At 55.4% G+C, this 7875-nt stretch carries 7 protein-coding genes; 5 read left to right on the top strand and 2 right to left on the bottom strand.

Features of this window, described 5'->3' with window-relative positions; all coding sequences use genetic code 11:
- Window positions 1–718: DNA-directed RNA polymerase subunit alpha (gene rpoA / locus ABX962_RS24185; RefSeq protein WP_372723076.1), on the top strand; the 718-nt coding region annotated here is incomplete at its 5' end.
- A 66-nt stretch (window positions 719–784) separates the two neighbouring features.
- Window positions 785–1396, top strand: coding sequence for a L17 family ribosomal protein (locus tag ABX962_RS24180; RefSeq protein WP_339940589.1), 612 nt, complete (start codon window positions 785–787; stop codon window positions 1394–1396).
- Window positions 1397–1557: 161 nt separating this feature from the next.
- On the opposite strand, the gene ABX962_RS24175 is transcribed toward ABX962_RS24180, so the two are convergent.
- Both ABX962_RS24175 and ABX962_RS24170 read right to left on the bottom strand, forming a co-directional pair.
- Window positions 1558–2322, bottom strand: coding sequence for a response regulator transcription factor (locus ABX962_RS24175; RefSeq protein ID WP_372723074.1), 765 nt, complete (start codon window positions 2320–2322; stop codon window positions 1558–1560).
- A gap of 5 nt (window positions 2323–2327) precedes the next feature.
- A complete protein-coding gene (locus ABX962_RS24170; protein ID WP_372723072.1) occupies window positions 2328–3311 on the bottom strand; it encodes a sensor histidine kinase in 984 nt (327 codons plus the stop codon).
- Window positions 3312–3573: 262 nt separating this feature from the next.
- Here ABX962_RS24170 and ABX962_RS24165 point away from each other — a divergent pair, with 262 nt between their 5' ends.
- Genes ABX962_RS24165 through ABX962_RS24155 form a run of 3 tightly spaced genes read left to right on the top strand, consistent with a single transcriptional unit; the run spans window position 3574 to window position 7544 of the window.
- Window positions 3574–4020 carry a hypothetical protein gene (locus ABX962_RS24165; protein ID WP_372723071.1) on the top strand — a complete coding sequence of 149 codons (447 nt, stop codon included), beginning with the start codon at window positions 3574–3576 and terminating at the stop codon, window positions 4018–4020.
- Window positions 4021–4047: 27 nt separating this feature from the next.
- Complete coding sequence (locus ABX962_RS24160; RefSeq protein WP_372723069.1) at window positions 4048–5148, top strand: ABC transporter ATP-binding protein; 1101 nt, start codon at window positions 4048–4050, stop codon at window positions 5146–5148.
- Window positions 5145–7544 carry an ABC transporter permease gene (locus ABX962_RS24155; protein WP_372723067.1) on the top strand — a complete coding sequence of 800 codons (2400 nt, stop codon included), beginning with the start codon at window positions 5145–5147 and terminating at the stop codon, window positions 7542–7544. Before ABX962_RS24160 ends, ABX962_RS24155 begins: the two co-directional genes overlap by 4 nt.
- Window positions 7545–7875 lie beyond the last annotated feature (331 nt).

Genomic DNA, 7875 nt, shown 5'->3' with positions numbered 1-7875 from the left:
CGTTCGCAACCACACCGAAGCGACTCGCGTGATCACGGTTGAACGTGACAAAGCGGGCCCGATCACCGGCGCGGACATCCAAACCGATGCTGATGTCGAAATCATTAACAAGAATCATGTGATCGCGACGCTGACCGACGACGTTCCCTTCATGATGGAAATGGTTGTCGAAAATGGTCGCGGTTATGTGCCTAGCACCGAGCACAGCAGCGTTGACCACGAAATTGGAATCATTCCAATCGACGCGGTCTTCAGCCCGATCACCCGTGTCCGGTACGAAGTTGAGGAAACGCGTGTTGGTCAAAAAACCAACTTCGACCGTTTGATCCTCGAAGTCTGGACCGATGGCAGCCTGAACCCCGAATTGGCGTTGGTCGAGTCGGCGAAGATCCTTCGCAAACACCTCAACCCATTCGTTCAGTACCGCGAACTCGGACCGAGCATTTTCTCGGCTGCACGCGGTGGAACGGGATCGCCCGAGGCTCAACTCGAAGCGAAACTGAACATGACGCTAGCCGACCTGCGTTTGTCGGTCCGAGCCAACAACTGCTTGGAAAGCGAAAATATCATGACGGTTCGCGACCTAGTCCAACGCACCGAAGATTCGCTGCTTGAAGTTCGCAACTTTGGCGACACCACGCTAAACGAAGTACGCGAGAAACTTTCTCAGTACGGGCTGCATCTTGGCATGCGAGTGCCAAACCAACCTTTGTTCTAAGATGACGCTTGCGTCATCGAAAACCCCTTACAATTTCTATAGAAACTTTTTGACGGATATTCCGCCATGCGACACCGACGACGAGGCCGCGTGCTTGGACGAAGTCCAAGCCACCGCAAGGCGCTGCTGAAGAACTTGGCCAGTGCACTGTTCCTTACTGAACGCGATGCAACTTACGACGACAACGCCCCTAAGGTTGCCGGACGCATCACGACCACATTGCACAAAGCCAAAGAGGTTCGCCCCTTGGTAGAAAAGTGCATCACGATCGCGAAGAAATCGTTGGTTGCGGCTGAAGAAGCTCGCAAGTACGAAGCGCCAGCGGAACGTGGCACCGACGCCTACAAGAAATGGCGAACCAGCGACGATTGGGCAAAGTGGGCTGCAGCCCGCGCGCCGGTTGTTGCGGCTCAGCGACGCGTGGTGCAGTTGATTGGTGATCGCCAAGCAACTCGCATCCTGTTCGACACGATTGCCGAACGCTACGCAGATCGTCCCGGTGGATACACACGCATCTTGCGTCTGGCTACACCTCGTTTGGGCGACGCCGGTACCCGCGCAATCCTTGAACTCGTTGGCAAAAACGATCGCGTCAAGCGAAAAGCGGAACGCCCTTCGTTCGAATCCGAAGCTCCGCAACAAGAGCAAGAAACCGTTGCTGCAGGCAGCGACGAGTAAACGAAATCGTGAACCCGCGACCCCGCGGTTTTAAAACACAAAAAGCCAATCTGCTTTTCCGAAAGCAGGCTGGCTTTTTTCATAGGCGGATTTCGCCCCTGGGTTTCAACCCCAGAGAAGCGTGCGACATTGGCGGCCTTTTTCTCATGGCCTCCGCTTTTCTAATGGCCTCCGCTTTTCTCATGGCCTCCGCTTTCGCCTGCGTTTGGCTCGAGCACAAATCGGTAGCCAGCGTCACGGATCGTCAGCAGATGGACGGGAACCGTGCTATCGGGCTCGATGATCTTTCGCAGCCGGGCGATGAATTGATCGACCGCTCGCGTCTGCAGATTGCCCGACATCCCCCATACCTCACTTAACAATTCATTGCGACTGATGACCCGATTCGGGTTCTCGACAAAGTAACGCAACAGCCGCAACTCCTTGGGCGTCATCCGCACCGGTTTACCGGCGGCTTGAACTTCGTGGGTTTCAAAGTTGACCTCGAGCAAACCGAACTGCACTTCGGATACTGCTGTTCGAGCCTTTTTGGGTGCAGGCTTGTTCCGTTCGAACCCTGCGATTTGGAGCAGGTTTTTCACCCGACTGAGCAATTCATCCAACTCGAACGGCTTGCTCATGTATTGGTTCGCCCCCACGTCGAAACCGCGAGTCCGATCCTCGGCAAGCGTGCGGGCAGACAACATCAACACCGGAATCATCGATCCCTGCTCACGAATCGCTTCGCAGACCGAATACCCGCTCATGCCGGGCAGCATCAGATCGAGCACGACCAAATCGACCGACGCCGAACTGGCGTCAATCAAACGCAGCGCGGTGGGACCGTCCTCGACGAGCGAGACGCGATACCCCTCGGCCTCGAGGTTGTACTTGATACCGACCCCAAGGTGCTTTTCATCTTCAACAACAAGTATATGCGCGGGCATGACGATTACTTTCTAAATTCATCTCGTTGCGAGAGCGGTTCACTTGAAGGGTCGCTGGGCGAGGCGTCCTCGCCCCGAACGAGTCCTTTTAGAATCACCTGAAACTCAGTGCCGGGCTGATCACTACGATCGAGAATTCGCACCGACCCTCCCACCGATTTTGTTACATTGCGAACCAAATGCAGCCCTAATCCGGTGCCCGGTTGGCTGCGTTCGAGTTCGTTTCCTAGCCGAACGAAGCGACCAAAGACCTTGCGTTTCTGGTTTGCTGGAATGCCGTTGCCGTTGTCGATAATGGAGACGATGACTTGTTGCTCATCGGCCACCCGGGCTCGGACCGCTACCGCTCTAGGATTGCCGCCATATTTCACTGCGTTGTCGATCAAGTTTCGAAACAGAATCTCCAACTGAACCGGTTGGCTTCGCAGGGTGATGGTAGGACTCTCGACGATGATCGTGTCCTCGGGAACACGATACCGCAAGCAGGCTGCGGAACTACATTGAAGCAACAACTGATCCAGCCGCACCTCTTCCTTCTCACTCGGCTCGGTCCCACGCTCGATGCGGGCGGCGTCAAGCAAATGGTTGATCAGGGAATCGAGCCGCTCGACATCCTCGAGCATGAACCGATGAAAGTCCTTCTGTTGCTCTTCGCCCACGTTCCGCCGGGTCAGCGTTTGCAAGTACAGCTTCAGTGACGCAATCGGGCTTTTGAGCTCGTGAGTCACCGAGTCAATGAAATTGGATTGCCGCCGATTCAAGTTCACCGCTTTGACGGTCAGCGTCAGATAAGCGATCGAGCCAGCCAGCATGCCAGCGAGCAAAATGACTCCGGTGGCCAGAATCACCCAAAAGACAGGCTTCGATGCTTGCCCCCCTTGCGCGCTCAACCAGCTGGCAATAATCCACACCGCCGCCAACACCACGACGATCACAATCATCACCACCCCCAAAGTAATGGGAGCGGTCAAGGAACGGCGTTCAAACATGCTGATGGCCATAAAGGAGATTGCTACAAATCAGAGACAAAAAAATAAGCCGCAACGTCCCCCCCACACTCGAGAGCGATTTTGTTGCCACAAGGCTGTAAAAAGAATCGGCTTAGGAAAAATAAAAGAGGACTATCTTCGCGGATCCCCGCTGAGTTTAAAAAAAACGAGCTTTCTGGCAGTGACGCTACTAACGGAAGCCGCAATAATAATGGGATGAGGCGATATAACCCCCTTTAACGGCAAAATCCGGAGCAGGCCGATGGGCGCTGATACGCGAACACGACGTTTTTCAGAGCGAACGATCCGACAGGTTCGGTTGGATTGTAACCGCGCGATGACGCGAGCACGATTCTGTCCCGAGCAAAGTGACGTTGTCCAGTTGCGTTGCGTGGATGAATCGCTCGAATCCGAACACTCCTTTGGGAACCAGCTGTGGTATTTCGAGGGAGTCGGCGTCGATATCGATCAACATCGCTGCAGCGTGTTCGGGGTGGTTGAATATTCGGTTCAATTCGGGCTGCATGAATTAGTCGACGACGGGGTGTTTGATTCCGAACAACAGCGTGAACGATTTCGCCATATCTATGAACGCGAAGTCCATCCTCCATCGTGGCGTCAACCCGCCCACCGCTGGTTGGCGATCGGGATGGTCGCGGTGACCTTCACTTGGCTGTCGTATCTACTCCTCCGCATTTTGTCGGTCTAGCGTTTGGACATCACGGACCGCAACTCTGTGGATCTCGACGAGACGCCGCCCGCAGACCATCGACATCGCGAATCCGTCGATCCTTTTTCACATGGATCGCCATCGCAGCGGGTGGTGATCGATGTTTCGGATCTGAAAAAGAAGTACTCGGCGTGGTCCTTTCGCGGCCGCCATGTGGTCGAGGCCCTGCGAGGAGCGAGTCTGCAAGTTCGCGCAGGCGAAGTATTCGGGTTGCTCGGCCCCAACGGCGCCGGTAAAACCACGCTGATCAAAATTCTGCTCGGTGTGATTCGCAGCAGCTCTGGATCTGCATCGCTGTTTGGCGAACCGGCCGGCAGTATCGCGGCGAGAATGCGAGTGGGCTATTTGCCAGAATCATTGCGAGTTGACCGTCATCATTCCGCGCGATCCGCGCTACGCTACTATGCTCGCATGAGCCAGATGTCGGGTGCTGAAATCAACCGACGCAGCGACGAACTGCTGGAACTGGTCGGGCTGCGAGGACGCGACCGAGAATCGGTTCGCCAGTTCAGCAAAGGGATGTACCAACGACTCGGACTTGCCCAAGCGCTGATGCATGATCCCGATCTGCTCGTCCTGGACGAGCCCACCGACGGGCTCGACCCCGTGGGTCGCAACGAAGTCCGCAAGGTTATCGATCGATTGCGAGCATCAGGAAAGACGATTTTCTTGAACAGCCATATCTTGCAAGAAGTCGAATTGATCTGTTCACGTGTCGCGATCATGTCTCATGGCAAGATCTGTGTCGCTGGACGCATCGATGAACTGACTCAATTTGACCGCTTCGAAGAAGTCGCATTCGAAGTCGCGATGCCCGCACCGGGGTCCTCGGCTCAAGAGCCCACCCAATGGCTGCGGCAATCCTTTCCTGCCATCCAATTCGCTGGCGGCACGCCCTCCGATCCCACATCGACGTCGGCCGACCTTGACGCTCCGCATGCTTTGACGCTGGAGTTCACGCTGCCACTGTCCTCGCAATCCGAGGTCGATGACGTGGTCGATGGTTTACGACGCAACGGATTTTCGCTCCGCGGATTGAAACTAAAACGCGAATCGTTCGAAGAGACATTTATGCGTGAAGTCTCAAGATCCAAGGAGACAACGTGAGACGTTTGTGGCCTTACATCGCGATCATTCTCGATTCGTTTCACGCGGCGCTGTCGTCGCGAATTTTGTGGGTGGCATTTATCGCGATTTGGATTCTGCTAGGAGCTCTAGCGCCAATCGGATATCGCGAAGACTTCACCACCACGTTCCGTGATCGTGATATCGATAACGGCGGTCGACTCAAAGCGATGTTGGCGGCGGGTATCACCGACCCCAGTAAAGCAGACACACCGGTCGGTAAGATCGCGAATGGATTGCCCGAAGATGTCAAACGCGAACTGCGTCAGATTGGCCAAGGCGAAGATGTGCGGTTTTACTTCACCACGCTGGCGGATTCGCTTAACTCGTTGTTCGAGGACGAGTCGTGGTACGACGCCGAGCTATGGAAATCGACGGCCCGACTGCGTGAGCTTCGTGAGCTCGATGAACTCGGCCCTGACCAGATCGACGAAACGCTACGCAAACGCCGGGCGAGACTACGGATCGAGGCCGCGATTCCTGGTGTGTTTGAATCACGCTCGGCTCGATCGATCATGCTGACCTATCTGGGCATCGACTTCCCTGCACGCTTTGCCGTCGACAAAACACAATTTCTGATTTTGTTAAATCAGATTGTGGTGCCAACGATCATCAATTGGCTGCTCGGATTTATCCTCGTCTTCTTGGGAATCTTGGTCACGGCGTCAATCATTCCCGACATGCTGCAACCGGGATCACTTCACCTGCTACTCAGCAAACCCGTCTCGCGTTGGCTGCTGCTGCTAAGCAAGTTTGTGGGCGGTTGCGCGTTTGTGTTTCTGTGCGTCATTCAATTGATCATCGGACTGTACTTGATCGCGGGACTGCGATTGGATGTATGGAACGCCCGCCTGCTGCTTTGCATCCCCGTTTCGGTATTTGTGTTTGCCGTCTTTTACAGCGTCTCGACGCTTGCGGGGCTTCGCTTTCGATCGCCCATTTTGGCGATTGGGATCACATGCATGTTTGGTGCCTACCTGGTCGTCGTGGGCATGATCGGTGGCTTCTTTGACGGCTTTGTCACACGCCCGAGCACGATCAACCAAATGACGATCGCAGGCGATGAAGTGTTCGCGACAACGCGGGGCGAGGGCTTGTTACGGTGGGACGTAAAAACCGAACAGTGGGACGAGATCTATGAATCCGAAGCCCTCGGACGCAACCGCGTGCTTGCGCCAGTGGCAATCGATGACTCGACCATTGTGACGGCGGTCGTCCGCGGCGGTCGCTTTAATCCGTTTGGACTCGGCGGCTTTGATCTGCTCGTGCTCGACGAAGCAAACCAGTGGCGTGCTCAGCCAAGTTTGCGATTGCCGACGGCGACCCAGCAGCTTGCAACCACAACGAGCGAAGTATTCGCGATCAATTCAAGCGGGATTGCCGTTACATCAAAACAACAAGTCCGCAAGGCGATGGGTGAACCGAGCTATAGCAAAGAGGTAGACGACGACTCCGCAGCGGCAACGTCCGCAAGCGGAATGTCATCCGCTCCCCCGCAGAACAGCTGGCTGCAAAAATTGGCGAGCATGATGGGGGCGGCTACCGAAGGATTCCAAGACATCCTGCCCAGCGACGTCCTGCTTACTCCGCCCCGCAGCGTTGGGATCAATGCCTCAGGCGATACGATGGTTTTGTTTAGCGGCAAGCAACTGTCACGACTTCAACCGACAACGGATTCCACAACGCCCAAACTTGGATCCAGCGCGGCATGGAAAGTCGTCGCCACACACACCATCGATGCCTCGCTACCTCGCTTTGCGTTCCTCGCGCTGAGTCGCGACTCGGTTCTGCTAGCCAGCGACGCTGACTCGCTTCAGATTTTCGATCGCGACACCCTCACACCGACGGTAAGCGTGCCGCTACCCGACCGTTTGTCGGTCGTGTCCTCAATCGCGATTGGCGACGATTCGCGTTTCGTCGTCTTGACCAGCGATCAGCGATGCCGCGCATTGACGCGTGAGTCAGATTCGCAAAAGTGGACGCTCAGTGATCCCTTGCCCCAAACTAACATCGATGCGATTGCCACGGACAAGCGATCCTCGACGCTGATGATTGCACATCACATCGACCAAGTGGACTTGCTTGATGCCGAGACATTGACGCTGCATCGCACGCTGCGACCGCAGTTGTCGACATGGCGTCAAATCGATCGTTTTGTGATCGGCCCGCTTCGCAGCATCACGCCTCAGACGAGCGAACTGGGGGGCACCATCGCTGCGATTGTCAGTGGCGAATCGTCGTTTGAAATCAACCGTGACGAGTTTGGGCCCGTCGAATTGGTTCGCTACAAAATCCTCGAACCCGTCCTCAGTTGCACGCTGTTTATCGCGGTGCTGTTGACGACCAGCTGCGTCTATTTTTCACGACGTGACTTCTAAACGCTGTAGCTTCTCGCTGTCGTGACTCGCTAAGTCCGCTGCCAGATGCGGATGACATTGGATTCGATATTGGCCACGGCATTTTCGCCGTGTGGATCCCCGCACCGCCCCCCCTTTGCAACCAAGTCTGCTGATGAGTTAAAAGTTGATAGCAATTCGGATTAGGTAGTTAGTTAGGTAGGTAGAAGCCACCATCCACGCTCTGGCGAGTCCTCATTCCGCTTCGCGGCACCCTAAATAATGAAAACGGCGGTTAGTGTATAATTTACGATGGCTGACGTGTGAGTTGGGTCGCAGATCGTGCTCCACTGGCGTCTAGAGCCCGTTGGCG

The organism is Novipirellula sp., assembly GCF_041583735.1.
GTDB lineage: Bacteria > Planctomycetota > Planctomycetia > Pirellulales > Pirellulaceae > Novipirellula.
The sequence above is the reverse complement of the archived record's forward strand: the minus strand, read 5'-3'. Positions and strand labels throughout refer to the sequence as shown.

Bases quoted from the DNA above. Each gene is read 5' to 3' on its own strand.
- ABX962_RS24165 (WP_372723071.1), top strand. From the start codon at position 3,574: ATGGGCGCTGATACGCGAACACGACGTTTTTCAGAGCGAACGATCCGA.
- ABX962_RS24175 (WP_372723074.1), bottom strand. From the start codon at position 2,322: ATGCCCGCGCATATACTTGTTGTTGAAGATGAAAAGCACCTTGGGGTC.
- ABX962_RS24170 (WP_372723072.1), bottom strand. From the start codon at position 3,311: ATGTTTGAACGCCGTTCCTTGACCGCTCCCATTACTTTGGGGGTGGTG.
- ABX962_RS24180 (WP_339940589.1), top strand. From the start codon at position 785: ATGCGACACCGACGACGAGGCCGCGTGCTTGGACGAAGTCCAAGCCAC.